The 25,320-nt window shown below is 72.0% G+C and carries 23 protein-coding genes; 16 read left to right on the top strand and 7 right to left on the bottom strand.

What is annotated here, in order from left to right; translation table 11 throughout:
* Positions 1 to 35: 35 nt before the first annotated feature.
* Positions 36 to 791 (bottom strand): polyphosphate--glucose phosphotransferase, encoded by a 756-nt coding sequence (gene ppgK / locus ABEB00_RS01590; RefSeq protein ID WP_345616933.1) that lies wholly within the window; start codon positions 789 to 791, stop codon positions 36 to 38.
* Positions 792 to 820: 29 nt separating this feature from the next.
* A complete protein-coding gene (locus ABEB00_RS01585; RefSeq protein ID WP_345616932.1) occupies positions 821 to 1,837 on the bottom strand; it encodes a 4-hydroxy-3-methylbut-2-enyl diphosphate reductase in 1,017 nt (338 codons plus the stop codon).
* A gap of 92 nt (positions 1,838 to 1,929) precedes the next feature.
* Here ABEB00_RS01585 and ABEB00_RS01580 point away from each other — a divergent pair, with 92 nt between their 5' ends.
* From ABEB00_RS01580 to ABEB00_RS01565, 4 genes are all read left to right on the top strand, one after another.
* On the top strand, positions 1,930 to 3,294 hold the full coding sequence (locus tag ABEB00_RS01580) for an APC family permease (protein ID WP_345616931.1): 1,365 nt from the start codon (positions 1,930 to 1,932) through the stop codon (positions 3,292 to 3,294).
* 262 nt (positions 3,295 to 3,556) lie between these two features.
* Entirely contained in the window at positions 3,557 to 4,765 is a 1,209-nt protein-coding gene (xseA, locus tag ABEB00_RS01575) for an exodeoxyribonuclease VII large subunit (protein WP_345616930.1), read from the top strand.
* 9 nt (positions 4,766 to 4,774) lie between these two features.
* The gene (locus ABEB00_RS01570) at positions 4,775 to 5,032 is read left to right on the top strand and encodes an exodeoxyribonuclease VII small subunit (RefSeq protein WP_345616929.1); all 258 of its coding nucleotides are present in this window, start codon (positions 4,775 to 4,777) and stop codon (positions 5,030 to 5,032) included.
* 158 nt (positions 5,033 to 5,190) lie between these two features.
* Positions 5,191 to 5,781 carry a malonic semialdehyde reductase gene (locus ABEB00_RS01565; RefSeq protein ID WP_345616928.1) on the top strand — a complete coding sequence of 197 codons (591 nt, stop codon included), beginning with the start codon at positions 5,191 to 5,193 and terminating at the stop codon, positions 5,779 to 5,781.
* A gap of 94 nt (positions 5,782 to 5,875) precedes the next feature.
* On the opposite strand, the gene ABEB00_RS01560 is transcribed toward ABEB00_RS01565, so the two are convergent.
* Positions 5,876 to 6,409 carry a DUF4245 domain-containing protein gene (locus ABEB00_RS01560; protein WP_345616927.1) on the bottom strand — a complete coding sequence of 178 codons (534 nt, stop codon included), beginning with the start codon at positions 6,407 to 6,409 and terminating at the stop codon, positions 5,876 to 5,878.
* Between the two features lie 124 nt (positions 6,410 to 6,533).
* Here ABEB00_RS01560 and glpX point away from each other — a divergent pair, with 124 nt between their 5' ends.
* On the top strand, positions 6,534 to 7,571 hold the full coding sequence (glpX, locus tag ABEB00_RS01555) for a class II fructose-bisphosphatase (protein WP_345616926.1): 1,038 nt from the start codon (positions 6,534 to 6,536) through the stop codon (positions 7,569 to 7,571).
* A 91-nt stretch (positions 7,572 to 7,662) separates the two neighbouring features.
* Here the strand turns inward: glpX and ABEB00_RS01550 are convergent, their stop codons facing one another.
* Together ABEB00_RS01550 and ABEB00_RS01545 are read right to left on the bottom strand one after the other, a co-directional pair.
* Positions 7,663 to 8,040 (bottom strand): WhiB family transcriptional regulator, encoded by a 378-nt coding sequence (locus ABEB00_RS01550; protein WP_345616925.1) that lies wholly within the window; start codon positions 8,038 to 8,040, stop codon positions 7,663 to 7,665.
* 118 nt (positions 8,041 to 8,158) lie between these two features.
* Positions 8,159 to 8,857 carry a DUF1707 SHOCT-like domain-containing protein gene (locus ABEB00_RS01545; RefSeq protein ID WP_345616924.1) on the bottom strand — a complete coding sequence of 233 codons (699 nt, stop codon included), beginning with the start codon at positions 8,855 to 8,857 and terminating at the stop codon, positions 8,159 to 8,161.
* A 180-nt stretch (positions 8,858 to 9,037) separates the two neighbouring features.
* On the opposite strand from ABEB00_RS01545, the gene ABEB00_RS01540 reads away from it, so the two are divergent.
* The 4 genes from ABEB00_RS01540 (at position 9,038) to ABEB00_RS01525 (ending at position 15,328) form a co-directional block, all read left to right on the top strand.
* Positions 9,038 to 10,705: a fumarate hydratase gene (locus ABEB00_RS01540; protein ID WP_345616923.1), complete on the top strand. Its 1,668-nt coding sequence runs from the start codon at positions 9,038 to 9,040 to the stop codon at positions 10,703 to 10,705.
* Positions 10,706 to 10,842: 137 nt separating this feature from the next.
* On the top strand, positions 10,843 to 12,228 hold the full coding sequence (locus tag ABEB00_RS01535) for a class II fumarate hydratase (RefSeq protein ID WP_345616922.1): 1,386 nt from the start codon (positions 10,843 to 10,845) through the stop codon (positions 12,226 to 12,228).
* Between the two features lie 89 nt (positions 12,229 to 12,317).
* Positions 12,318 to 13,022 carry a cytidylyl-2-hydroxypropylphosphonate hydrolase gene (gene fomD / locus ABEB00_RS01530; RefSeq protein ID WP_345616921.1) on the top strand — a complete coding sequence of 235 codons (705 nt, stop codon included), beginning with the start codon at positions 12,318 to 12,320 and terminating at the stop codon, positions 13,020 to 13,022.
* Positions 13,023 to 13,309: 287 nt separating this feature from the next.
* Positions 13,310 to 15,328 carry a SpoIIE family protein phosphatase gene (locus ABEB00_RS01525; protein WP_345616920.1) on the top strand — a complete coding sequence of 673 codons (2,019 nt, stop codon included), beginning with the start codon at positions 13,310 to 13,312 and terminating at the stop codon, positions 15,326 to 15,328.
* A 70-nt stretch (positions 15,329 to 15,398) separates the two neighbouring features.
* Here the strand turns inward: ABEB00_RS01525 and ABEB00_RS01520 are convergent, their stop codons facing one another.
* Positions 15,399 to 17,708 carry a transglycosylase domain-containing protein gene (locus ABEB00_RS01520; RefSeq protein ID WP_345616919.1) on the bottom strand — a complete coding sequence of 770 codons (2,310 nt, stop codon included), beginning with the start codon at positions 17,706 to 17,708 and terminating at the stop codon, positions 15,399 to 15,401.
* Between the two features lie 260 nt (positions 17,709 to 17,968).
* Here ABEB00_RS01520 and ABEB00_RS01515 point away from each other — a divergent pair, with 260 nt between their 5' ends.
* From ABEB00_RS01515 to ABEB00_RS01495, 5 genes are all read left to right on the top strand, one after another.
* Positions 17,969 to 18,940, top strand: coding sequence for an SPFH domain-containing protein (locus ABEB00_RS01515; protein ID WP_345616918.1), 972 nt, complete (start codon positions 17,969 to 17,971; stop codon positions 18,938 to 18,940).
* Positions 18,886 to 19,275: a type II toxin-antitoxin system antitoxin gene (locus ABEB00_RS01510; protein WP_425586412.1), complete on the top strand. Its 390-nt coding sequence runs from the start codon at positions 18,886 to 18,888 to the stop codon at positions 19,273 to 19,275. Before ABEB00_RS01515 ends, ABEB00_RS01510 begins: the two co-directional genes overlap by 55 nt.
* Positions 19,276 to 19,463: 188 nt before the next feature.
* Positions 19,464 to 19,988 carry a PadR family transcriptional regulator gene (locus ABEB00_RS01505; RefSeq protein ID WP_345616916.1) on the top strand — a complete coding sequence of 175 codons (525 nt, stop codon included), beginning with the start codon at positions 19,464 to 19,466 and terminating at the stop codon, positions 19,986 to 19,988.
* Positions 19,985 to 20,674 carry an ABC transporter ATP-binding protein gene (locus ABEB00_RS01500; protein WP_345616915.1) on the top strand — a complete coding sequence of 230 codons (690 nt, stop codon included), beginning with the start codon at positions 19,985 to 19,987 and terminating at the stop codon, positions 20,672 to 20,674. Before ABEB00_RS01505 ends, ABEB00_RS01500 begins: the two co-directional genes overlap by 4 nt.
* Positions 20,671 to 23,004: an ABC transporter permease gene (locus tag ABEB00_RS01495; RefSeq protein ID WP_345616914.1), complete on the top strand. Its 2,334-nt coding sequence runs from the start codon at positions 20,671 to 20,673 to the stop codon at positions 23,002 to 23,004. Before ABEB00_RS01500 ends, ABEB00_RS01495 begins: the two co-directional genes overlap by 4 nt.
* Positions 23,005 to 23,079: 75 nt before the next feature.
* On the opposite strand, the gene ABEB00_RS01490 is transcribed toward ABEB00_RS01495, so the two are convergent.
* Positions 23,080 to 24,027 carry a LysR substrate-binding domain-containing protein gene (locus ABEB00_RS01490; protein ID WP_345617024.1) on the bottom strand — a complete coding sequence of 316 codons (948 nt, stop codon included), beginning with the start codon at positions 24,025 to 24,027 and terminating at the stop codon, positions 23,080 to 23,082.
* A 140-nt stretch (positions 24,028 to 24,167) separates the two neighbouring features.
* Between ABEB00_RS01490 and ABEB00_RS01485 the strand changes: the two genes are divergently transcribed.
* Complete coding sequence (locus ABEB00_RS01485; RefSeq protein WP_345616913.1) at positions 24,168 to 24,722, top strand: peroxiredoxin; 555 nt, start codon at positions 24,168 to 24,170, stop codon at positions 24,720 to 24,722.
* Positions 24,723 to 24,728: 6 nt separating this feature from the next.
* Positions 24,729 to 25,265 (top strand): alkyl hydroperoxide reductase, encoded by a 537-nt coding sequence (locus ABEB00_RS01480; protein WP_345616912.1) that lies wholly within the window; start codon positions 24,729 to 24,731, stop codon positions 25,263 to 25,265.
* Positions 25,266 to 25,320 lie beyond the last annotated feature (55 nt).

Genomic DNA, 25,320 nt, shown 5'->3' with positions numbered 1-25,320 from the left:
GGGCCGGTCCGGCATCCGGCCGGCCGGTGGGCAGGTCAGACGCCGGCCCCTTCCTCCGACGCGTGCATCGCCGCCCCCACGATCCCCGCGTTGTTCTGCAGCTCGGCGGGGACGATCTCCGCGCGGATGCCCTCGATGTGGGGCAGGAACTTGGCCGCCTTGCGGCTGACGCCGCCGCCGATGACGAACAGCTCGGGCGAGAAGAGCATCTCGACGTGGGCGAGGTACTTCGTCACCCGGTGCGCCCAGTGCTCCCACGACATGTCGTGGTCTTCCTTGACCTTGCTGGAGGCCCGCTTCTCCGCGTCGTGCCCGTCCAGCTCCAGGTGGCCCAGCTCGGTGTTGGGGACCAGGGTGCCGTCCACGAAGAGGGCGCTGCCGATGCCGGTGCCGAAGGTGAGCATGATGACCGTGCCGCGCCGGCCGCGCCCGGCGCCGAAGCGCATCTCGGCGACGCCCGCCGCGTCCGCGTCGTTGACCACGGTCACCGGCAGTCCGCCCAGGCGGTCGCTGAACAGGGCGCGCGCGTCCCGGTCGATCCAGCCCTTGTCGACGTTGGCCGCCGTGCGGACGGTGGCGCCGTCGGTGACCACGCCGGGGAAGGTGAGCCCGACCGCCCCGGTCCAGCCGAAGTGCTCCACGACCTGCTTCACCCCGTCGGCGACGCCGTCGGGCGTCGCCGGATGCGGGGTGAGCACCTTGCAGCGCTCCTGGGCCAGGTCGCCTCTGTCTAGATCGACAGGGGCGCCCTTGATCCCGGATCCGCCGATGTCCACACCGAAGATCTGCATGGCCCTACGTTACGACGGAGGACTGACGGTCACGCCCCGGAGGTACCCGTTCCGCCTCGCTCGGCCGTCAGGGCCGCCGCTTCCTCGCGCAGGTCCCGGCGGAGTTCCTTGGGGAGCGAGAAGGTGATGGACTCCTCGGCGGCCTTGACGATCTCCACGTCGGCGTAGCCGCGCCGGGCGAGGTACTCCAGTACCTGCTCGACCAGGATCTCGGGGACGGAGGCGCCGGAGGTGACGCCGACCGCGGTGACGCCGTCCAGCCAGCTCTCGTCGATCTCGTCGGCGAAGTCGACCAGGTACGCGGCACGGGCGCCGGCCTGCTTGGCGACCTCGACCAGCCGCACGGAGTTGGAGGAGTTGCGGGAGCCGACGACGATCACCAGGTCGGCCTCGGCGCCCATCTGCTTCACGGCGAGCTGGCGGTTCTGCGTGGCGTAGCAGATGTCGTCGCTGGGCGGGGAGATGAGCTGCGGGAACTTGTCCTTCAGCGCGTCGACGGTCTCCATGGTCTCGTCCACGGAGAGCGTGGTCTGAGAGAGCCAGACGACCCGGGACGGGTCGCGGACCTCGACCTTGGCGACGTCCGCGGGGCCGTCCACGAGCTGGATGTGGTCGGGGGCCTCGCCGGAGGTGCCGATGACCTCCTCGTGGCCCTCGTGGCCGATCAGGAGGATGTCGTAGTCGTCTTGGGCGAAGCGGACGGCTTCCTTGTGGACCTTGGTCACCAGGGGGCAGGTCGCGTCGATGGTGGCGAGCCGGCCGCGCTGGGCCTCCTCGTGGACGACGGGGGCCACGCCGTGCGCGGAGAACATGACGATGTTCCCCGGGGGGACCTCCTCGGTGCGCTCGACGAAGACGGCGCCCTTCCTCTCCAGGGTCTGCACGACGTACTTGTTGTGGACGATCTCGTGCCGGACGTAGACGGGGGCCCCGTACTGCTCCAGGGCCTTCTCGACGGCGATCACGGCGCGGTCCACACCCGCGCAGTAGCCACGGGGAGCGGCGAGCAGGACACGGCGGCCAGGCGAAGCAGTCATGTGGTCCATCGTACGGCCGCGTTCGGCGGGTCAGAGATCGCGAGGTGTGCGCGTTGCCGGGGAGACTGGCGGGGAGCGGTACGGGTACAGGCGGAGGCGCGATGTCCGAGACCGGCAGGGCGGCCCACGGGGCCGAGGAGCAGCGCGAACTGCGGCGCACGCTGGGCTTCCGTGACCTGGTGGTCTACGGGCTGCTGTTCATCGCGCCGATGGCCCCGGTGGGGGTGTTCGGCACCCTGGACGCGAAGTCGCACGGCGCGGTGGCGCTGGTGTATCTCGTCGCCACGGTGGCGATGGCGTTCACCGCGTTCAGTTACGCCCAGATGGTGCGGGTCGTGCCCCAGGCGGGCTCGGTGTTCGCGTACGCACGCGCGGGGCTCGGCAAGGGCATCGGCTTCGTCGCCGGGTGGATGGCGATGCTCGACTACATCCTCATCCCCGCGGTGGCCTACCTCTTCTCCGGCATCGCGTTGAACGAGCTGGTCCCGGACGTGTCGCGCTGGGTGTGGACGGCGCTGGCGGTGGTCGTCACCACGCTGCTGAACCTGTGGGGGGTGCGGGCGGCGGCACGCGTGGGGTTCGCGGTGCTCGCCCTGGAGGTCGTCGTCCTGCTGGTGTTCGTGGTGGCGGCGGTCGTCGTCCTCACGCGTGACGGCGCCGAGCGCGGCTGGCTGTCACCGCTGTCCGGGGACGGTTCGCAGGGGGCGTTCGCCCTGTCGGCGGTGGTCGGCGCGGTGTCGGTGGCGGTGCTGTCCTACCTCGGCTTCGACGCGATCGCCTCGTTCGCCGAGGAGGTGACGGGCGGGTCGGCGAAGGTGGCGCGGGCGTTGCTGTTCTGTCTGGCGCTGGCCGGGGTGCTGTTCGTGGCGCAGACGTATCTCGCGGCGCTGCTGGAGCCGGTGTCGTCGGCCGAGCTGGCGGCGGAGCCGGGGCGCCAGGGATCGGCGTTCTACGACGCCGTGGACTCCTCCGTGGGGACGTGGCTGCACGACCTGGTGGCGGTGAGCAAGGCGATCGGGGCGGCGTTCGCGGCGCTGGCCGGGCAGGCGGCGGCCGGGCGGCTGCTGTTCGCGATGGCCCGTGAGCGCCGCCTGCCGAAGGTGCTGTCCCGGACCTACTCCGGGGTGCCGCGCGTGGCGCTGCTGGTCTCGGCGGTGATCACGCTGGTGGCGGCGGTGTGGGCGGCCCGGCGGGACGACGGCCTCGACCACCTGGTGTCCGTGGTCGACATCGGCGCGCTGACCGCGTTCACCCTGCTGCACGCGAGCGTGGTGGGCTGGTTCGCCGTCCGGCGCCGGGGCGGTCCCGTGAGCTGGTGGCGGCACGTCCTGGTGCCGGTGATCGGCGCGGCGATCACGGTCGCGGTGATCGTGGAGGCGTCGGGCACCGCCCAGATCGTGGGCGCCGTCTGGCTGCTGATCGGGCTGGCGGTGCTGGTGGTGCAGCGGGGGCGGGTGGAAGGGTAGCGGGGGGCGGCGGGGGCGGTGGGCGACGGCAGGGGGCGGCAGCGGGGCGGCGGAGGCGGGCCGCGAGACGCGCGGGCCGCTACAGACCTCCATGGGCCGCTGCGGCCCGCTACAGGCGGCCGGGCGGGGGCCGCACGGCAAAGGGCTGGCCGCGTGCCCAGGACCGGTACGGCGATCCGGCCGGAGGCCGCAAGGTCCCGCCGATCCGACCCGACCCGGCCGGCCCGGCCGTGATGTCAGCCCCTCCGGTTACGCTCGCGGCATGGCGGTGAACACGAGTCCCGAGTCCCCCTTGCCCGTCGGTGAGGTCTCCCGGCTCATCGGGAACTGGATCGACCGGCTCGGCGCGATCTGGGTCGAGGGGCAGATCACGCAGCTTTCCCGGCGGCCGGGTGCCGGCGTGGTCTTCCTGACGCTGCGCGACCCCTCGCACGACGTCTCGGTGAGCGTCACCTGCTACCGGCAGGTGTTCGACGCGGTCGCCGACGTCGTCGGCGAGGGCGCCCGCGTCGTCGTGCACGCCAAGCCGGAGTGGTACGCGCCGCGCGGTCAGCTCTCGCTGCGGGCGGTCGAGATCAAACCGGTCGGCGTCGGGGAGCTGCTCGCCCGGCTGGAGCAGCTCAAGAAGTCCCTCGCGCGGGAGGGACTCTTCGCGCCGGAGCGCAAGAAGCCGCTGCCGTTCCTGCCGCAGCTCGTCGGCCTGGTCTGCGGGCGCGCCTCGGCCGCCGAGCGGGACGTCCTGGAGAACGCCCGGCACCGCTGGCCCGCCGTCCGCTTCGAGGTGCGCAATGTCGCGGTGCAGGGCGTGCACGCCGTGCCGCAGGTGGTGCAGGCCGTGCGGGAGCTGGACGCGCGGGACGACGTGGACGTGATCGTCGTGACGCGGGGCGGCGGCAGCGTGGAGGACCTGCTGCCGTTCTCCGACGAGCAACTGGTGCGGACGGTCGCCGCGTGCCGTACGCCGGTCGTCTCCGCCATCGGGCACGAGCCGGACAACCCGCTCCTCGACCACGTGGCCGACCTGCGCGCCTCCACACCGACCGACGCCGCCAAGAAGGTGGTGCCGGACGTCGGCGAGGAGTACGAGCGGGTACGGCTGCTGCGGGACCGGGCGCGGCGGTGCGTGGCGGCGTATCTCGACCGCGAGGAGCGGGGGCTGTCCCACGCGCTCGCCCGCCCCGCGATACAGGATCCGCACCGGATGATCCAGGAGCGTGCCGAGCAGGTGGCGGCTCTGCTGGACCGGGGCCGGCGCACCCTGCGCCACCACCTCGACCGCGCCGACTCCGAGCTGGCGCACACGCACGCGCGGGTGGTGGCCCTCTCCCCCGCCGCGACCCTGAAGCGGGGGTACGCGGTGCTGCAGCGGGCCGACGGCCACGCGGTGCGGGACCCCGGTGAGGTGGAGGCGGGCGAGACGCTGCGCGCGCGGGTCTCCGAGGGTGATTTCTCCGTTCGAGTCGATGCGTAGGGTGAGTGGATGACCAGCGAGGTGGAGCAGACGGCGGCCCGGACCGAGGCGCTCGGCTACGAGCAGGCCCGGGACGAGCTGATCGAGGTGGTACGCCGGCTGGAGGCGGGCGGCACGACGCTGGAGGAGTCCCTCGCTCTGTGGGAGCGGGGCGAGGAACTGGCGAAGATCTGCCGGCGCTGGCTCGACGGGGCCCGGGCCCGCCTGGACGCGGCCCTGGCCGAGGAGACCGGGACCGAGGACCGGGACCGGGAGGAAACCTCCTAGGGTCCCCCGGATGGTGTGAGTCGGGTCACGCACAGCGCGAGTTTGTTGAAACTTGAACTTCCTTGGAGTAACCTCCACCCTGTTCCCACGGCCTCCCCCGTGGACGGGCCTCCCGTGCACCGCACGGACCCGACGCATCACTCCGAGGAAGATCGCGCATGTCTCTCGTTCTTGACCCCGCCGCCCAGGACCTGCTGTTCCGCGAGGCCCGCACCGCGAACACCTTCACCGACGAGCCGGTGACCGAGGAGCAGGTACAGGCGATCTACGACCTGGTCAAGTACGGTCCGACCGCCTTCAACCAGTCCCCGCTGCGCGTCACCCTGGTCCGCTCCCCCGAGGCCCGCGAGCGTCTGGTGCGGCACATGGCCGAGGGCAACCGCCCCAAGACCGCCGCCGCGCCGCTGGTCGCCATCCTCTCCGCGGACAACGAGTTCCACGAGGAGCTGCCGCAGCTCTTCCCGCACTTCCCGCAGGCCAAGGACGCCTTCTTCAGCGAGCGCGCCGCCCGCGAGAACGCCGCCGCGCTGAACGCCGCGCTCCAGGCCGGCTACTTCATCGTCGGCGTCCGTGCCGCGGGCCTCGCCGCCGGCCCCATGACCGGCTTCGACCCCGAGGGCGTCCGCAAGGAGTTCCTCGACGACGACCACACCCCGATGATGATCGTCAACATCGGCAGGCCCGGCGCCGACGCCTGGTACCCGCGCTCCCCGCGGCTGACGTACGACCAGGTCGTCACCACCGTCTGAGCGACGGCACGGCGCGGCCGGCCGACGCGCCCCCGTGACGAGAGAAGCCCCCGGCATGCCGGGGGCTTCTCTCGTCACGGGGCACCGCGCACGCTCAGGACATCTCCAGCGCCGTCGCCATCTTCGTCAGTTCGCCGAACGAGCCCGTCCCCGCCACCACCGTCGTCGCGCCCTTCGTGCCGTCCGTGTCCTTCAGCACCAGGGCGTCGTACCGGCCGCCCTCGTACCGGGTCCAGGTCCGGCCGTCGATCTCCTCGGTGGCCTCGGTCGCCGTCGCGCCCTGGGCGGCCTCGTCGATGAAGGCGGCCGGCTTCCCGGTCGACTGCTGGACCTGCACGTAGGCGCCGTCGGGCAGATGGAAGCCGAGGTGCCAGGTGTCGGAGTCGGCGCCCCGGTAGCGGACCGAGGTGGCCTTCCATCCCTCGGGCAGTCCCTCGGGCGCGGCCACCGGGTACGGCGCGGCCCGGCGCGCGGTGAGCAGTTCGACCCGGTAGTCGACCCGGGGGAGGTCGGGTTCCTTGTCGTCGTGCGGGATGAACGCCCACATGACCAGCCCCGCGAGGACGATCACGCCCAGGGAGAGAACCATGGACCGAGCCGTCTTCTGCTTGCCGTTCGTACCTGCCACGCCCCTATCGTCGCAGGTCCCCGGAGCGCTCATCCGTGGGGTCCCCTGCTCATAAAGTCGAACTGACGATAGAGTCGGTTTCCTACCCTCATCCGGCCGTCGTCGTACAGAAAGGTGCGCCTCGATGACCGAGAATCATCATTATCTGCCGTCTGAGCTGGACGTCCCCGCAGAGGCTCCGGACCGGAACCTCGCGATGGAACTGGTCCGCGTGACGGAGGCCGCCGCGATGGCGGCGGGCCGCTGGGTCGGGCGCGGTGACAAGAACGGCGCCGACGGTGCCGCGGTGCGCGCCATGCGGACCCTCGTCCAGACCGTGTCGATGAACGGCGTCGTCGTCATCGGCGAAGGGGAGAAGGACGAAGCCCCGATGCTGTTCAACGGGGAGCGGGTCGGCGACGGGACCGGAGCCGAGGTCGACATCGCCGTCGACCCGATCGACGGCACCACGCTGACCGCCAAGGGCATGACCAACGCGATCGCGGTGCTGGCCGCCGCCGAGCGCGGCTCCATGTTCGACCCGTCGGCCGTGTTCTACATGGACAAGCTGGTCACCGGGCCGGAGGCCGCCGACTTCGTCGACATCGACGCGCCCGTCGCGGTGAACATCCGCCGGGTCGCCAAGGCCAAGCGGGCCACGCCCGAGGACGTCACCGTCGTCATCCTGGACCGGCCCCGGCACGAGGGCCTCATCCAGGAGGTCCGGGAGACCGGCGCGCGCATCAAGCTGATCTCCGACGGCGACGTGGCCGGCTCCATCCTGGCGCTGCGCGAGGGCACCGGCATCGACCTGCTGCTCGGTATCGGCGGCACCCCCGAGGGCATCATCTCGGCCTGTGCCGTGAAGTGCCTGGGCGGCACCATCCAGGGCAAGCTGTGGCCCAAGGACGACGCGGAGCGGCAGCGGGCGCTGGACGCCGGGCACGATCTGGACCGGGTGCTGACCACGGAGGACCTGGTCACCGGCGAGAACGTGTTCTTCGTCGCGACCGGCATCACCGACGGCGAGCTGCTGCGGGGAGTGCGGTACCGGTCGGAGACGGCCACCACCGACTCGATCGTCATGCGCTCGCGCTCCGGCACGGTACGGCGGATCGACTCCGAGCACCGGCTGAGCAAGCTGCGGGCCTACAGCGCGGTCGACTTCGACCGGGCGAAGTGAGACCGGGCGAAGCCGGAGTGCACGCCTAGGAGTCACCGGAAAGGGCGCCCCCGGTGCGGTGGGGGCGCCCTTCGCCGTGCCGGCCGGCCGGTCAGCCGGCCGCCGCTATGCGGCCCGTCGTGCGCGTCGGCTTCTTCAGTTCCACGTCGCGGCGGCGGCGCCGGGCCAGCACCACGCGGCGCTCGGCGGCGGTGAGGCCGCCCCAGACGCCGTACGGCTCGGGCTGGAGCAGGGCGTGCTCGCGGCACTCGACCATGACCGGACAGCGGGCGCAGACGCGCTTCGCCGCCTCCTCGCGGGAGAGCCGGGCGGCGGTCGGTTCCTTGGACGGGGCGAAGAACAGGCCGGCCTCGTCACGCCGGCACACCGCCTCGGTGTGCCAGGGGGCGTCCTGGTCCCTCTCTCGCGACGGCACCCGCTGGGCCGGAACGGCGGCTACCTGCAGGGACGAATGCGGCGGTTGCGGCACGGTCTACTCCTGACGACGGCTTCGCGAGCGAGAGACGATGCAGCAAGCCTTACCCGCTGTACGTGCGCCTATGCACTGAGTCCCGAACCGCCGGATTCACAGGCCGTGATCGCCGGTTTCACAAGTGCTTGCGCAGGCTCCGGTCCACCTTGCGCTGCACCCGGTCCAGGATGTCCGCGACGAACCTGCCCCGCTTCGGGCGTGCCTCGACGCTGCCCAGTACCGCCCAGCCCTCCAGGAGGACCGCCGGGGCCTCGGGTTCGTCCGAGTCGGCCGCGTCCACCTCGAAGGAGCCCAGCACCCCGCCGCCCCCGCCGCGCAGTGTCACGTTCTCCGGGACGTGGATCTCGACGCTGCCGAAGACCGAGAACGCCTTGATGACGACCTGCTGGTACTCGAAGATCGCCTCGCTCAGGTCGATCTCGACGCTGCCGAAGACCGCGTACGCGTGGACGCGGCGGCCCGCCCGCCAGCGGCCCTTGCGGACGGCGCTGCTGAACACCGCGACCACGTTCTCGTCGGGCTCGGCCGGGAACGCGCCGGGCGCGGGCCGATGGGGCGCGGCGGAGGGGTGTGCGCGCCCGGCGTGAGCGGCGTGAGCGGCGGGCAGGTCGCGCACGAACACGTCCAGCTCGCCGACGGTCCGCGCGGCCAGCACGCCCTCCACGCGCTCGGAGTGCTCCTCGGCGGTCAGCCGCCCCTCGGCGAGGGCGTCGCGCAGCATGTCGGCGACGCGGTCACGGTCGGCGTCCGAGGCACGCAGGTCGGTGACGGGCGGGGCGGCGTCCTGGCGCTGAGCCTGCTTCTGAAGGTCCACGGCAGCAGCGTACCGAAACGCGATAGATCGCGACTAGAGGGCGTGACGGACGAAGTGAGCCCGACCTCACAAGCTGCGCGCCGACGGTACGTCCTACGCTGGTGGGCGCTGCCAACGGAGGCGAGCCGTCGTGCGTGGAAACCGGCCGCACGCGCCAGTCGATTTGAGGGAATGGGCGAGATGCCTGAGTTCGCGTACACCGATCTGCTTCCCATGGGAGAGGACACCACCCCGTACCGGCTGGTGACCTCCGAGGGCGTCGCCACCTTCGAGGCCGGCGGACGGACCTTCCTCAAGGTGGAGCCGGAGGCGCTGCGCAAGCTGTCCGAGGCGGCGATCCACGACATCCAGCACTACCTGCGCCCGGCCCACCTCGCGCAGCTCCGGCGGATCATCGACGACCCCGAGGCGTCGGCCAACGACAAGTTCGTCGCGCTGGACCTGCTGAAGAACGCGAACATCGCGGCGGCGGGCGTGCTCCCGATGTGCCAGGACACCGGCACGGCGATCGTCATGGGCAAGCGCGGCCAGCAGGTGCTCACCGAGGGCGGCGACGAGGAGGCCCTGAGCCGGGGCATCTACGACGCGTACCAGAACCTGAATCTGCGCTACTCGCAGATGGCCCCGGTGACCATGTGGGACGAGAAGAACACCGGTTCGAACCTGCCCGCGCAGATCGAGCTGTACGCGACCGACGGCGGCGCCTACAAGTTCCTCTTCATGGCGAAGGGCGGCGGCTCGGCCAACAAGTCTTTCCTGTACCAGGAGACGAAGGCGGTCCTGAACGAGACCTCCATGATGAAGTTCCTGGAGGAGAAGATCCGCTCACTGGGCACGGCCGCCTGCCCGCCGTACCACCTGGCGATCGTGGTGGGCGGCACCTCGGCCGAGTACGCGCTGAAGACCGCCAAGTACGCCTCCGCGCACTACCTGGACGAGATCCCGGCCGAGGGTTCGCCGCTCGGCCACGGCTTCCGGGACCGGGAACTGGAGGAGAAGGTCTTCGAGCTGACGCAGCGGATCGGGATCGGCGCGCAGTTCGGCGGCAAGTACTTCTGTCACGACGTACGCGTGGTGCGGCTGCCCCGGCACGGCGCCTCCTGCCCGGTCGCGATAGCCGTCTCCTGCTCGGCCGACCGCCAGGCCGTCGCGAAGATCACCGCCGAGGGCGTCTTCCTGGAGCAGTTGGAGACGGACCCGGCGCGCTTCCTGCCGGAGACGACGGACGAGCACCTCGACGAGGCCGGTGACGTCGTGCGGATCGACCTCAACCAGCCCATGGAGTCGATTCTCGCCGAGCTGACCAGGTACCCGGTCAAGACCCGGCTCTCGCTCAGCGGCCCGCTGGTCGTGGCCCGCGACATCGCGCACGCCAAGATCAAGGAGCGGCTGGACGCGGGCGAGGAGATGCCGCAGTACCTGAAGGACCACCCGGTGTACTACGCCGGCCCGGCCAAGACCCCCGAGGGTTACGCCTCCGGCTCGTTCGGCCCGACGACGGCCGGCCGCATGGACTCCTACGTGGAGCAGTTCCAGGCGGCGGGCGGCTCCAAGGTGATGCTCGCCAAGGGCAACCGGAGCAAGCAGGTCACCGACGCGTGCGACGCGCACGGCGGCTTCTACCTCGGCTCGATCGGCGGCCCGGCCGCCCGCCTCGCCCAGGACTGCATCAAGAAGGTCGAGGTCGTCGAGTACGAGGAGCTGGGGATGGAGGCGGTCTGGAAGATCGAGGTCGAGGACTTCCCGGCCTTCGTCGTCGTCGACGACAAGGGCAACGACTTCTTCCAGGACCCCTCGCCCGCGCCCACGTTCACCACGATCCCGGTGCGCGGGCCGGGCCTGGGCTGACCGCCCCGCTCCGCCCCGCTCCGCCCCGCTCCAGCCCGGCCCGCTCGGACCCGGACGGGAAACCCCCGTTCGGGTAAGTTCGAGGCCGTTCGGCCCGTTCGCGGAACAACGCGCGGGTCCCGTTCGCTGTACCGGACATGAGCGAATACCGCATCGAGCACGACTCCATGGGCGAGGTCCAGGTCCCCGTCGACGCCAAGTGGCGGGCCCAGACGCAGCGTGCCGTGGAGAACTTCCCCGTCTCCGGGCAGCGGATCGAGCGCGCGCACATCGAGGCGCTCGCGCGGATCAAGGGCGCCGCCGCCAAGGTCAACGCGGAACTGGGGGTGCTCGACGGGGACATCGCCGCCGCGATCCAGGAGGCCGCCGCCGAGGTGGCCGACGGCAAGTGGGACGCGCACTTCCCGGTGGACGTGTTCCAGACCGGGTCGGGGACCTCGTCCAACATGAACACCAACGAGGTCATCGCCACCCTGGCCGGCGAGCGGCTCGGCCGGGACGTCCACCCCAACGACCACGTCAACGCCTCCCAGTCGTCCAACGACGTCTTCCCGTCCTCGATCCACATCGCCGCGACCGCCGCCGTCCGCCGCGACCTCGTGCCCGCGCTGGAGCACCTCGCCGCCTCCCTGGAGCGCAAGGCGGAGGAGTTCGCCGACGTGGTGAAGTCAGGCCGTACGCATCTGATGGACGCCACCCCCGTCACGCTGGGCCAGGAGTTCGGCGGATACGCCGCCCAGGTGCGCTACGGCGTCGAGCGGCTGAACGCCTCGCTGCCGCGGCTGGCCGAGCTGCCGCTGGGCGGCACGGCCGTGGGCACCGGCATCAACACCCCGCCCGGTTTCTCCGCCGCCGTCATCGAGGAGGTCGCCCGCGCGACCGGCCTGCCGCTCACCGAGGCGCGCAACCACTTCGAGGCGCAGGGCGCCCGGGACGGCATCGTGGAGACCAGCGGGCAGCTCCGGACCCTCGCGGTCGGCCTGACGAAGATCGCGAACGATCTGCGGTGGATGTCCTCGGGCCCGCGGACCGGGCTTGCGGAGATCTCCCTGCCCGACCTGCAGCCGGGGTCCTCGATCATGCCGGGCAAGGTGAACCCGGTCATCCCCGAGGCCGTCCTCATGGTCGCCGCCCAGGTCATCGGCAACGACGCGACGGTCGCCACGGCCGGCGCCGCCGGCAACTTCGAGCTGAACGTCATGCTGCCGGTCATCGCCAAGAACGTGCTGGAGTCCGTCCGGCTGCTCGCCAACGTCTCCCGGCTGCTGGCCGACCGGACCGTGGACGGCGTCGTCGCCCACCGCGACCGGGCCCGCGAGTACGCCGAGTCCTCGCCGTCCGTGGTCACCCCGCTCAACAAGTACATCGGCTACGAGGAGGCCGCCAGGGTCGCCAAGAAGGCGCTGGCCGAGCGGAAGACGATCCGTCAGGTGGTGGAGGAGAACGGGTACGTGGAGCGCGGGGACCTGACGCGGCCACAGCTCGACGAGGCCCTCGACGTGCTGCGGATGACCCGCCCCTGATCGGAATCTGTCCGTCGTTCCCGGTCGTCGGCGATCGCGGAGTGACGAGTACCGCAGCGTCATGTGCGTCCGGCACCTAAAATCTGTCCATGGCAGACGGTGAAGCGGTGAGCGCGGCGGCGGGAACGGACGGACGGGCGGCGCCGGGGGCCTTATGGGCCCCGGGGAGCCAGATCCTGTGGCGTTATCGGGAGAACGGCGGCGCGCGCATCCACATCGCCCGCCCCGTCACCGTCGTCCGGGACGACGCCGACCTGCTCGCCGTCTGGCTCGCGCCCGGCACCGCGTGCGTGCGGCCGGCGCTGGCCGACGGGACGCCCGTGCACCTGGAGCCGCTGGCCTCGCGCTACACCAGACCGCGGACCGTGCGGCGCGACCGCTGGTTCGGCACCGGTGTGCTGAAGCTGGCCCGGCCCGGCGAGCCCTGGTCGGTGTGGCTGTTCTGGGAGCCCGGCTGGCGCTTCAAGAACTGGTACGTGAACCTGGAGGAGCCGCTGGCCCGCTGGGCGGGCGGCGTCGACTCCGAGGACCATTTCCTGGACATCTCGGTGCACCCGGACCGCAGTTGGCACTGGCGGGACGAGGACGAGTTCGCGCAGGCGCAGCGGGACGGGCTGATGGACCCGGCGCTCGCCGGGCGGGTGCGGGCGGCCGGACGGGCCGCGGTGGAGGTGATCCGCGGCTGGGGACCGCCGTTCTCCGACGGTTGGCAGAACTGGCGCCCCGATCCGTCCTGGCCTGTACCGTCGCTTCCGGGAGACTGGGATCGTACGCCCGCGCATGTGTCCCCATGAGACCCTTGCCGCGCCCCCGGGCCCGAAACGTAGGATCGTCCTCCGCAAGGGCGCGCGGTGGCAACGACCGGCAACGACCGAAGCACGCGCTGGGTTTGACCGAACGTCACCGAGGGGCGGCAGGACGTGAGCGAGGGGTACGAGGGCAACGCCGGTGCGGGCCGCCGGCCCGCGGCCGGCACAGACACAGCCGCTGACCACGCCCCAATTCCGTTCCCGGGGCACGTAATCCGGGTATCGGGACTTCTGGGGGACGAACTGCACGCGCTGCGCGCAGTCGCGGACGGATGGATTCGACACGCGTGACGGAGCACCCGACCTCCTTCGAACGCCCTCAGACGGGCGCCGACCCCGCGGATCCCCGCGGGGCACTGCTGCACACCCCGGCGACGCCGCGGGACGCCGGCACCGACCCCGCAGGGGTCTCCGAGCACACCCAGCCCGGGTCCGAGCAGACCGCGGAGCCCGACACGCACCGCCCGCGGCCGGTGGCGGAGGGCATCCCGGCCCAGCCCGGCGGCGCGCCCGCCGAGGCCGGGCAGGTGGCGGGCCAGGAGCGCCGGACGGGGCAGGCGCCGTCGCCGGGGCGGCCCACACCGATGCGGCGGGACGGGGACCGGCTGCGCTTCGTGGGCGCCGCGACCCGGCGGATCGCCCGGGGCATGGACCTCGACGAGATCGTGATGGGGCTGTGCCGGGCCACCGTGCCCACCTTCGCCGACGCGATCCTCGTCTACCTGCGTGAGCCGCTGCCGGTCGGCGACGAGCGGCCCACCGGCCCGCTGGTGCTGCGGCTGCGCCGCACCGACCGGATTCCGGCCGAGCGGGACACCGAGGGCGGGTTCATGCCGCCGGTGCAGCCGGAGCCCACGGAGCTGGACGCGGTCGGCTCCGAACTGTGCGAGGTGCGGCCGGGCAGCGCGCTCGCCGAGGTGCTGCGCGGGGTCCGCCCGGTCTTCACCGACGCCCCCGCGGCCGAGGCCGCCCTGCCCGAGCTGCTCGGCGACAACGGCGACTTCGTCGTCCCGCCCGGCCAGCGCGCGATCCTCGCGCCGCTGCGCGGACGGCGCCGGGTGATCGGCGCCGCGCTGTTCCTGCGCCGCCCGGAGCGGATCGCCTTCGAGGCCGACGACCTGCTGGTGGCGGCGCAGCTCGCCACCCACAGCGCGCTGGGCATCGACAAGGCGGTGCTCTACGGCCGGGAGGCGTACATCGCCGACGAGCTGCAGCGCACGATGCTGCCGGAGAACCTGCCCCGCTGCACCGGCGTGCGCCTCGCCTCCCGCTATCTCCCGGCCGCCGAGACGGCCCGGGTCGGCGGCGACTGGTACGACGCCATTCCGCTGCCCGGCAGCCGGGTCGCCCTGGTCGTCGGTGACGTGATGGGCCACTCCATGACGTCGGCGGCCATCATGGGCCAGCTCCGCACGACCGCGCAGACCCTCGCCGGGCTGGACCTGCCGCCGCAGGAGGTACTGCACCACCTCGACGAACAGGCCCAGCGGCTGGGCTCCGACCGCATGGCGACCTGCCTGTACGCGGTCTACGACCCGGTCGCGCACCGCATCACCATCGCCAACGCCGGTCACCCGCCGCCGGTCCTGCTGCACCTGGGCGGCCGGGCCGAGGTGCTGCGGGTGCCGCCGGGGGCGCCGATCGGCGTCGGCGGCGTGGACTTCGAGGCGGTGGAGCTGGACGCCCCGGCCGGCGCGACCCTGCTCCTGTACACCGACGGCCTGGTGGAGTCGCGGCTGCGGGACGTGTGGACCGGGATAGAGCAGTTGCGGGAGCGGCTCGCCGCGACCGCGCAGCTCACCGGCCCGGACCATCCGCCGCCGCTGGAGGCGCTCTGCGACGAGGTGCTGGACATGCTCGGGCCGGGCGACCGGGACGACGACATCGCGCTGCTCGCCGCCCGCTTCGACGGGATCGCGCCGAGTGACGTGGCGTACTGGTACCTGGAGCCGGAGGACGCGGCGCCCGGCCGGGCCCGGCGGCTGGCCCGGCGCGCGCTCGTCCGCTGGGGCCTGGAGGAGCTGACCGACTCGGTGGAACTGCTGGTCAGCGAGGTCGTCACCAACGCGGTGCGGTACGCCTCCCGGCCGGTGACCCTGCGGCTGCTCCGCACCGACGTGCTGCGCTGCGAGGTCGGCGACGACGTGCCGCAACTGCCCCGGCTGCGGCAGGCCCGCGCCACCGACGAGGGCGGCCGCGGCCTGTACCTGGTCAACCGGCTGGCCCGGCGCTGGGGCGCGACCCGGCTGAGCACCGGCAAGGTGGTCTGGTTCGAGCTGAACTCCGGCTGAGCCGCCCCGCACCCGCGAACGGCGAAGGGCGCCCGGTCGAGACCGGGCGCCCTTCGCCGGGTTTGGACCGCTACCGCTCGCCGTCCTGGAAGAAGGGGTCGTCCTCGTCGTCGTCCTCGTCGCCGGTCGGTGAGGCCGACGTGCTGGTCTCGCCGGTCGGCGGGGAGGTGGTCGTCTCCTCGTCGGTCGGCGGGGGCGTCGTCGTCTCCTCCTCGGTCGGCGGAGCCGAGGTGGTCGTCTCCTCCCGCGTGGGCGGAGCCGTCGTCGTCTCCTCCTCGGTCGGCGGGGCCGAGGACTCGGTCGTGGGCGGGGCCGTGGTGGTGGGCGCGACCGCCGCGCCCTGCTTGGTCTCCAGGTCGAATCTGCTGACCTCGTCCATCACGCCGAAGGTGTACGCGGCCCAGATCTGCGCCGGGAAACCGCCGCCGTTGACCCGGTCGAAGCCGCCCGCCTCGTACATCGGGACCTGGCTGTGGGTCTTGGCGTCCTCGCCGAAGAGGCCGACGGAGGTGACCAGATCGGGCGTGTAGCCGGTGAACCAGGCCGACTTGTTGTTGTCGGAGGTGCCGGTCTTGCCGGCCACCTGCTGACCGTCGCGCAGCGGGTTGTCCCGTACCGAGGTGCGGGCCGTGCCGTCGTCGACCACGCCGGTCAGCACCGAGGTGACCGTGTCGGCGGCCTCGCGGCTGATGACCTGCTCGCCGACCGGGTCGGGGAACTCGACCGCGCGGGAGTTGTGCTCGACGGACTTCACGACGGCCGGGGTGACCTTCCTGCCGTGATTGTCGAGGGTGGCGTAGACGCCGGCCATCTCCAGCGGGCTGGCGCCCATGGAGCCCAGGGTCTGGGCGGGCACGGCCTCCATGCCGTCGGTGTCCATGCCGAGCTTGCCCGCCGCGTCCACCACCGAGGCCATGCCGACGTCGATGCCCATCTGCGCGAAGACTGAGTTCACGGACTTGTTCATCGCCGTCTGCACCGGGATGTCGCCGTAGTCGACGTCGTCCTCGTTCTCGGGGGCGAAGCCGACCTTGGTGCCGTGGTCCACGGCCTGGCGCTTGCTGGTGCCGTCGTAGAGCGTGTTCGCCGTGATCGGCACGCCGTCCTGGGTCTCGGCGGCCTGGTCGACGGCGGCGGCCAGGATCACCGGCTTGAAGGTGGAGGCGGGCTGGTAGTCGTCGCGGGTGGCGTTGTTCACGTAGTGCTTGAAGTAGTCCGCGCCGCCGTACATCGCGACGACCGCGCCGTTCTTCGGGTTGACGGAGACCGCGCCGGCCTGGACGTCGGCGTCGACGTCCCGCTTCTTGGCGTCCAGCTTGCTGGTGAGCTGGGCCTTGACGGACCTCTCCAGCTCCGCCTGCTTCTTCTTCTCGATGTTCAGGGTGAGCGTCCAGCCGCCCGCCTCGACCATGGCGGTGGCCTGCTTGAGGTCCTCGGCGCCGCCGGCCGCGACGAGCTGCTTCTCCAGCGCGGCGTTGGCCGCGTTCACCAGGTAGCCGGTCTGTCCCGCCATCCCGGGATCGTCCTTGGGCTCCTTGGGCACCCGGAACTCCATGGCCCGCCGCTCGCCCTCGTCGAGCCAGTCCTGCTCGACCATCTTGTCCAGCACGTAGTTCCAGCGCGCCTCGGCCAGCTTCTTGCCGGTCTCGGTGGCGATGGCCCAGTCGTACTGGTTGGGCGCCTGGAGCAGTGCGGCCAGATAGGCGCCCTGCTCGACGTCGAGGTCCTCGGCGTCGACCCGGTAGTACGCCTGGGCGGCTGCCTGGATTCCGTAGGCGCCGCGGCCGTAGTAGCTGGTGTTCATGTAACCGGCGAGGATGTAGTCCTTGGACTTCTCCTGGTCCAGCTTCAGGGAGATGACCAGTTCCTTCAGCTTGCGGGTGACGGTCTGGTCCTGCGTCAGGTAGTAGTTCTTGACGTACTGCTGGGTGATGGTCGAGCCGCCCTGCGCGCCCTTGCCGGAGACCGTGTTGAGCAGGCCGCGGGCGGTGCCCTTGATGTCGACGCCGGCGTCCTTGTAGAAGGTCTTGTTCTCGGCGGCGACGAAGGCGTGCTGGACCTCCTTGGGCACCTTGTCCAGGTCGACGATCTCGCGGTTGCGGTCGCCGTCGCGGGCCAGGACGGTGCCGTCGCTGTACTTGTAGACGTTGCTCTGGAGCGTGGCGTCGGCGTTCCCCTCGGGGATGTCGATCACCATGTACAGGATGACGAAGGCGCCCATGCCGAGCAGACAGAGGCCGAAGAAGGTGCCGAGGATCTTCTTCCAGGTGAAGAGCCGGCGTATGCCGCCCTTCTTCTCCCCGGTCGAGGAACGGCGGGACTTGGGCGCGGCGCGGTGACCGCCACGCTGCCGCGCTCTTCTCTCTTCCGCTCGTCCCATGAGTCCGATCCGCTCCGATTCGTTCACGTGTGCTCAGACGTCACACAGGTTCCGTCGGCTGGCCAGCTCCAGAAGCTAACACCGCCAGGTATGACAAAGGGCCGCCGATCCAGCCTTTTGCGGACGTGACAATCAGCACCCACTCGATGAAACGGACGCCCGAGACCGGTTGAGGGTTGCCGTGGACGGGTAATGTGCTATCACTTAGATAGAATCAGGAGAGCGCCCGCCGGGGCGCCCAGGAAGACGGGGGACCCTCCATGACCACAAAGAAATCCCAGGTCACGGCCGGCACATCGGCCACCGCCGACGCTGCGGTGACGGCCGACGTGCCGGAGATGCCGGCGCCGCGGGTGCGGGAGGTCACGGCACCGAGCATCGGCGGCGGCTGGGCGCTGCTGCTCGGCCTGTTCGGCCTGCTGGCCGGCGCGGGCCTGATCGTGGGGGCGACGGCGGTGGACGGGGCCGGCGCCAAGGCCGCGATGATCATCGGTGGCATCCTGATCGCGATCTGCGCGTTTCTGGCCATGTGCGGACTGAACATGGTGGCGCCGGGCGAGGCCCGGGTGGTCCAGCTCTTCGGCCGGTACCGGGGCACGATCCGCCGCGACGGCCTGCGCTGGGTGAACCCGCTCACCTCGCGCACCAAGATCTCCACCCGGGTGCGCAACCACGAGACCGCGGTGCTGAAGGTGAACGACGCCTACGGCAACCCGATCGAGCTGGCCGCGGTCGTGGTGTGGCGGGTCGAGGACACCGCGCAGGCCACCTTCGAGGTGGACGACTACATCGAGTTCGTCTCCACCCAGACCGAGGCGGCCGTGCGCCACATCGCCATCGAGTACCCGTACGACGCCCACGAGGAGGACGGCCTCTCGCTGCGCGGCAACGCCGAGGAGATCACCGAGAAGCTCGCCGTCGAGCTGCACGCGCGCGTGGAGGCGGCCGGCGTGCAGATCATCGAGTCCCGCTTCACCCACCTCGCCTACGCCCCCGAGATCGCCTCGGCGATGCTCCAGCGGCAGCAGGCGGGGGCGGTGGTCGCGGCCCGCCGGCTCATCGTGGAGGGGGCGGTCGGCATGGTCGAGATGGCGCTCGCCCGGATCGCCCAGGAGGACATCGTGGAGCTGGACGAGGAGCGGAAGGCGGCGATGGTCTCCAACCTGATGGTCGTCCTGTGCGGGGACCGCGCCGCCCAGCCGGTGCTCAACACGGGGACGCTCTACCAGTGACGGCACCGTCCGGGGACGACCCCGCCGCGCGGCGCCGGCCGCGGCAGCAGCGCAAGCAGGTGCTGCTGCGGCTGGACCCGCTGGTGCACGAGGCACTGGCCCGCTGGGCGGGCGACGAGCTGCGGTCGGCCAACGCGCAGATCGAGTTCCTGCTGCGCCGGGCGCTCGCGGAGTCCGGCCGCCTCCCCGGCGAGGCCGGGCCCCTCCCCCGCCGCGGCCGGCCACCGGCGAGCGGTCCGCCGGGCGACACCCCTCGCCCGGCCCCCGATCCGGACGACCGGCCCGGCCCGGACGACCGGCGCGGCCCGGACGACCGGCGCGGCCCGGACGCCTGATCCGGCCGGCCCCGAAGACCTTCGCGCCCCCTCCCGGGGCGCGGGGGTCGCGGTCACGTACGCCACCCGTGACAGAACCGTGACAAGCACCTCCGACTTGCGGCGACGCTCCCCCGCCCGGCTCCGCGCCGGGCACTGCGCACCCGACGTATACATCCCGCGTATACACCGCGTGTAGAGTGCTCCGCATGTCCATCGGTCACACTCTGCTCGGGCTCCTGGAGTCCGGCCCCCGCCACGGTTACGACCTGAAGCGGGCCTTCGACGAGAAGTTCGGCCACGACCGGCCGCTCCACTACGGCCAGGTCTACTCGACCATGTCCCGCCTGCTGAAGCACGGCCTGGTGGAGGTCGACGGCATCGAGTCCGGCGCCGGTCCCGAACGCAAGCGGTACGCCATCACCGACGCCGGCGTCACCGACGTCGAGCGGTGGCTCGCCACGCCGGAGAAGCCGGAGCCGTACCTCCAGTCGACCCTGTACACGAAGGTCGTGCTCGCCCTGCTCACCCGCCGCGACGCGGCCGACATCCTCGACACCCAGCGCTCCGAGCACCTGCGCTCCATGCGCGTCCTCACCGACCGCAAGCGCAAGGGCGACCTCGCCGACCAGCTCGTCTGCGACCACGCCCTGTTCCACCTGGAGGCCGACCTGCGCTGGCTGGAGCTGACCGCGGCCCGCCTGGACAAGCTGCGAGAGGCGGTGGCCCGGTGACCCCGCCCCCCGGTTCGCTGCTCGCGGCCGACCAGTTGCGCAAGGTGTACGGCCCGACCGTCGCCCTGGACGGCGCCGACTTCTCCATCCACCCCGGCGAGGTCGTCGCCGTGATGGGCCCCTCGGGCTCCGGCAAGTCCACCCTGCTGCACTGCCTCGCCGGGATCGTCACCCCGGACTCGGGGACCATCACGTACCAGGGGCGGGAGCTGTCCGCGATGAGCGACGCCGAGCGCAGCGCGCTGCGGCGCGGCGAGTTCGGCTTCGTCTTCCAGTTCGGCCGGCTCGTCCCGGAGCTGACCTGCGTGGAGAACGTGGCGCTGCCGCTGCGGCTGAACGGCACCGCGCGCAAGGCGGCCGAACGGTCCGCGCTCGCCTGGATGGAGCGGCTGGAGGTCGAGGACCTGGCGAAGAAGCGGCCGGGTGAGGTCTCCGGCGGCCAGGGGCAGCGGGTCGCCGTGGCCCGCGCGCTGGTCACCGACGCGCGGGTGCTCTTCGCCGACGAGCCCACCGGCGCGCTCGACTCGCTCAACGGCGAGCGCGTGATGGAGCTGCTCACCGACGCCGCCCGGTCCACCAACGCCGCCGTCGTGCTGGTCACCCACGAGGCGCGGGTGGCCGCCTACTCCGACCGGGAGATCGTCGTACGGGACGGCCGGTCCCGGGACATGGAGCGCGCCGTATGAGTGCCCGGCGGTGGGCCGGCGACCTGGCCATGGGGGTGCGGTTCGCGCTCACCGGCGGGCGCGAGGGCTGGACGCGGGCGCTGCTGACGGCCGTCGGGGTGGGGCTCGGCGTGGCACTGCTGCTGCTGACGACGGCGCTGCCGAACGCGCTCACCGTCCGGCACCAGCGGGAGGCCGCCCGCACCGACATCACCTTCGGCGTCACGGAGCTGCCGCGCGGCGCGGACACCCTCGTCGTCGCCGAAGCCGGCACGGACTTCCGCGACGAGAGCGTCCGGGGCCGGGAACTCGACCCGGAGGGGCTGCGGGCGCCGCTCCCGCCGGGCGTGGACGCCTTCCCCGGGACCGGCGAGATGGTCGTCTCCCCGGCGCTGAAGGAACTGCTCGGCTCGGACGAGGGGAGGCTGCTGCGGGAGCGGCTGCCGGACCGGATCGTCGGCACCATCGGCGAGCCGGGGCTGATCGGCTCCCACGAACTCGCCTTCTACGCCGGCGCCGACGGGCTGGCCTCGCGGATCGACGGTGGCCGGGTCGTCCGGATCGACGCGTTCGGCGACCCGCACCCCTCGCCCGAGGAGATGGACCCGGTACTGCTCCTGCTGGTCCTCGTGGTCTTCGTGGTGCTGCTGATGCCGGTTGCCGTCTTCGTCGCCACGGCCGTACGGTTCGGCGGCGAGCGGCGCGACCGGCGGCTCGCGGCGCTGCGGCTGGTCGGCTCCGACAGCCGGATGACCCGGCGGATCGCGGCCGGCGAGGCGCTGGCGGGCGCGGTGCTCGGACTCGGCTTCGGCGCCGGGTTCTTCCTGATCGGCCGGCAGCTCGCGGGGCACGCCGAGGTCTACCGGGTGAGTGTCTTCCCCAGCTACCTCGACCCCTCGCCGCTGCTGGTGCTGCTGGTGGGGGTCGCGGTTCCGGCGGCGGCGGTGCTGGTCACCATGGTCGCGCTGCGCGGGGTGATCATCGAGCCGCTCGGTGTGGTGCGGACGGCGAAGCCCGCGCGGCGCCGGCTGTGGTGGCGGCTGCTGCTGCCGCTGCTCGGCCTCGCGATGCTCTACCCGATGGTCGGCCAGGGCCGCGACGACGGGGACTTCAACCAGTACCTCGTGGTCGGCGGCGTCATCCTGCTGCTGGTCGGCGTGACCGCGCTGCTGCCCTGGGCGGTGGAACGGTTCGTCGCCCGGCTCGGCGCCGGCGGCGTCTCCTGGCAACTGGCGGTACGGCGGCTGCAGCTCAGCAGTGGCACCGCGGCCCGCATGGTCAACGGCATCGCGGTGGCCGTCGCCGGGGCGATCGCCCTCCAGATGCTCTTCGCGGGCGTGGACGGGGACTACACGCGGGACACCGGTTACGACGTCATGCGCGCCCAGATGCAGGTGAGTCTGCCGGACGGCGTACCGGTCGCCCCGGCCGCCGCCGAGTTCGAGTCCACCAAGGGGGTCGAGGGCGTCTTCGCCTACTCCGAGACCACGGTCGGGGACACCCGCGCAGACCCGGAGGAGTCGACGTCGGTGAACGTCGGCGACTGTGCGGACCTGCGCGAGATCGCCCGGCTGGACTCCTGCCGGGACGGCGACGTGTTCGTGGTGCGGGGCGCCGAGTACGACACGGGCACCGCGGGGCTGTCGGTGCCGGGGCGGAAGCTGTACCTGGACCCGTCGTACGAGGGTGGTCCGCGCAGCGGGGAAGTCCCGTGGACGGTGCCGGACGTGCTGGTGGACGCCCGCCCGCGCACCGGGCCGACCGGCATCGAGGCCGGCGGTTTCCTGCTCACCCCCAAGGCGTTGGCCGACGGCGCGCTGCCCGCGCTGCGCGGGCAGATCTACCTCCGGCTCGACCGGTCGGTGCCGGACGGGCAGGAGTTGGTGCGCAACACCGCGGCGGCCGTCGATCCGCTGGCGTCCACCTTGAACTGGTCGAGCACCGAGCGGTCCGAGCGGTTCACCGCGGTCCGCACCGGGCTCCTCGTGGGCGCGGCGGGTGTGCTGGCGCTGATCGGCGCGAGCCTGCTGGTGTCCCAGCTCGAACAGTTGCGTGAACGCCGCAAGCTGCTCTCCGCCCTGGTCGCCTTCGGCACCCGGCGCCGCACCCTCGGCCTGTCGGTGCTGTGGCAGACCGCGGTCCCGATCGCGCTGGGGCTGCTGCTGGCCTCGGCGGTGGGGCTGACGCTGGGCGCGGTGCTGCTGCGGATGACCGGCGCCCCGATCCGGATCGACTGGCCGAGCGTGCTGTCGATGACCGGCATCGGCGCCGCGGTCGTCCTGGTGGTCACCCTGCTCAGCCTGCCGCCGCTGCTGCGGCTGATGCGCCCGGACGGACTGCGCACGGAGTAGCGCCGGCGCGCCCGGCCGGTTCGCCGGACGGGCCCCGGCGTATTGGCCGGCGGGCGGGCCGGCGGGCGGGCCCGCTCAGGCGGGGTGCGCGACCCGTACCGGCAGTGCGCGCACCGCCTCGCGCAGGGCCGCCGCCAGTTCCTCGTACTCGGCGGCGCGGGCCGCGCCCGTGCGCATCGCCAGGGCGACGCGGCGGGTGGGGGCGGGGTCGGCGAAGTAACCGGTGCGGAGCTGGGCGGAGCGGGAGGTCTCCACCCGGACCGCGGTGCGCGGCAGCAGGGTGACGCCGAGGCCGCCCGCCACCAACTGCACCAGTGTGGACAGGCCGGCCGCCGTGGTGGTGGCCGGCCCGTCCGCGCGGCCGGCCTCCCGGCAGATGTCGAGGGCCTGGTCGCGCAGGCAGTGCCCCTCGTCCAGGAGCAGCAGGTTGAGCGAGCGCAGCGCGGAGCGCTCGATGCCCTCCCGGCCGCCGAGCCGGTGGTCCAGCGGGGTGACGAGCACGAAGTCCTCGTCGAAGAGGGGCAGTTCGGTGACGCCGGGCATGCCGAGCGGCACGGCGAGCAGCAGCAGGTCGAGCCGGCCGGACGCCAGTCCGTCCAGCAGGCTCGCGGTCTGCTCCTCGTGGACCTGGAGATCGAGGTCGGGGTAGCGCTCGTGCACCAGGCGCAGGACGGCCGGGAGTACGTAGGGCGCCACGGTCGGGATGACGCCGAGGCGCAGCGCTCCCGTGAAGGGTGCCCGCAGGGCGGCCGCCTCCTCCAGCAGGGCGCCGACCTCCGCCAGTACCGCCTTGGCCCGCACCGCGAGGCGCTCCCCCGCCGGGGAGAGCAGCACCTTGCGCGTCGTACGCTCGACGAGGGTGACACCGAGCGTCTCCTCCAGGACGGCGAGGGCACCGGAGAGCGCGGGCTGGCTCATGCCGATCGACGCGGCCGCATCGCGGAAGTGCAGATGTTCGGCGACGGCGGCGAAGGCGCGGAGCTGGGCGAGACTGGGCTGCCTCGGTTTACCGACAGTACTGATAACTACCTCCGATCAACACGACCGAGTGTAGCTATTTCCGTAATCAATGCAGCCTGTGCCACCATCAGCAGCGTCCAACCCATGGGAAACGCCCGTAACCTGTTCGCAATGCGGACGTTTCTTCGCTGCAAGGAGTGTGCGTGCTCACTGTCGGTGACAAGTTCCCCGAGTTCGACCTGACCGCCTGCGTCTCGCTGGAGAAGGGCTCGGAGATCGAGCAGATCAACCACAAGACCTACGAGGGCAAGTGGAAGGTCATCTTCGCCTGGCCCAAGGACTTCACCTTCGTGTGCCCGACCGAGATCGCGGCCTTCGGCAAGCTGAACGACGAGTTCGCCGACCGCGACGCCCAGATCCTCGGCTTCTCCGGTGACTCCGAGTTCGTGCACCACGCCTGGCGCAAGGACCACCCGGACCTGACCGACCTGCCCTTCCCGATGATGGCCGACTCCAAGCACGAGCTGATGCGCGCGCTCGGCATCGAGGGGGAGGACGGCTTCGCGCAGCGTGCCGTCTTCGTCGTGGACCAGAACAACGAGATCCAGTTCACGATGGTGACCGCCGGCTCGGTCGGCCGTAACCCCAAGGAGGTCCTGCGGGTCCTCGACGCCCTGCAGACCGATGAGCTGTGCCCGTGCAACTGGAGCAAGGGCGACGAGACGCTCGACCCCGTCGCGCTGCTCTCGGGAGAGTGAACTGACGTGTCTCTCGACAACCTGAAGTCCGCCGTACCGGACTACGCCAAGGACCTGAAGCTCAACCTGGGCTCGGTCATCGGCAACTCCGACCTGCCGGCGCAGCAGCTCTGGGGCACCGTGCTGGCCACCGCCATCGCCTCGCGCTCCCCGATCGTCCTGCGCGAGCTGGAGCCGGAGGCCAAGGCCAACCTGTCGCCGGAGGCGTACACGGCCGCCAAGGCGGCCGCCGCCGTCATGGCGATGAACAACGTGTACTACCGCACCCGGCACCTGCTGTCGGACCACGAGTACGGCAACCTGCGCGCCGGTCTGCGGATGAACGTCATCGGCAACCCCGGCGTCGACAAGGTCGACTTCGAACTGTGGTCCTTCGTGGTCTCCGCCATCAACGGCTGCGGCATGTGCCTGGACTCGCACGAGCAGGTGCTGCGCAAGGCCGGACTGGACCGCGAGACGATCCAGGAAGCCTTCAAGATCGCGGCCGTCGTCCAGGCCGTGGGCGCCACGCTGGACGCCGAGGCGGTCCTCGCCGGGCAGTAGGGCGTACGACGAAACAGCCGAAGGGGCCCCGCCCACCCGTACTCGGGTGGGCGGG

Origin of the sequence: Streptomyces ziwulingensis (assembly GCF_039542605.1) — a bacterium.
In the GTDB taxonomy this organism is placed as follows: domain Bacteria; phylum Actinomycetota; class Actinomycetes; order Streptomycetales; family Streptomycetaceae; genus Streptomyces; species Streptomyces ziwulingensis.
This window is presented reverse-complemented; position numbering and strand designations above follow the sequence as displayed.